Origin of the sequence: Ligilactobacillus sp. (genome assembly GCF_036846325.1) — a bacterium.
Lineage (GTDB): Bacteria > Bacillota > Bacilli > Lactobacillales > Lactobacillaceae > Ligilactobacillus.
In genome coordinates this window covers 1-514 of record NZ_DAIUCE010000164.1, presented here as the reverse complement: position 1 = coordinate 514, position 514 = coordinate 1, and the positions used below count along the sequence as shown (strand labels likewise).

General features: G+C 52.5%; 1 protein-coding gene. It reads left to right on the top strand.

The window, feature by feature from the left end; translation table 11 throughout:
* A partial coding sequence (locus V7Z60_RS09730) for a helicase-related protein (RefSeq protein ID WP_334117615.1) occupies nt 1–365 on the top strand: 365 nt, incomplete at its 5' end.
* Nucleotides 366–514: the final 149 nt, after the last annotated feature.

The window sequence follows — 514 nt, the reverse complement described above, 5'->3', positions numbered from 1 at the left end:
CCCCCGCCGGTCAGGTTCTTGTCGCCCAGATTGTCGCCAGCGGCACAGGTCTCAACATTCAGTCCGCCAGCGTCGTGATCATCTGCGAACCCCAGCTGAAGCCTTCCATCGAAAGCCAGGCCATCTCCCGTGCCTACCGCATGGGCCAGGCCAGAAACGTCCTTGTCTACAGGCTTCTCGCGTCCGACACCGTCGACGAGCGTGTCACGGAACTGCTGGAGGAAAAGCAGACCGTGTTTGATGCCTTCGCCGACAAGTCCGTCGCCGCCCAGAAGGTCGAAGTCGACAAGAAGACCTTCGGCAACATCATTCAGGAGGAAATCGACAGAATCAACGGCAAAAGAAAAAGCAAGGCCAGAGCCTAGGATGCAGAGCTTTGATGGCATTACCTGCGGGTAGATGCAAATTTCAGGCTCTGCTTTTTAGAATGGTGGAAATTGAAAGTTTTGATGAACTTTTTGAAAAAACACGATATGCTGGTTACTAGTTATGGCAGATGTGCTAGAGTAGTATA